The 262-nt window shown below is 42.7% G+C and carries 1 protein-coding gene; it reads left to right on the top strand.

Annotated elements, in window-relative coordinates; all coding sequences use genetic code 11:
- Positions 1 to 262 (top strand): hypothetical protein (locus SB659_RS19780; RefSeq protein ID WP_410551646.1); only part of this gene is annotated, 262 nt, incomplete at both ends.

Below are 262 nucleotides of genomic sequence, written 5' to 3'. Positions count from 1 at the left end.
CCTGCTTCAGGTACTGTAAAAGCTGTAGTTGGGGTTACGGGAACTTATGGTGACCGAGGTTACTCTGATTTGTTGAATTTTGGTCAGGTAGGTACTCCGCTAACTTCATTGAAAGATCCTATGACTGGGGTGACAAATGATGCATTAAACAGTTCTGTTGCATGGACTGCCAACAATAATGTATCAGCAGATGGAGGACCTGCTATATCCGGAAATTATACTGCCAGAAATCCTATTAGTGCAGGACATATTTATGGTGCAG

The organism is Arthrobacter sp. SIMBA_036 (assembly GCF_046535135.1).
Taxonomy (GTDB): Bacteria; Actinomycetota; Actinomycetes; order Actinomycetales; family Micrococcaceae; genus Arthrobacter.
This window is presented reverse-complemented; position numbering and strand designations above follow the sequence as displayed.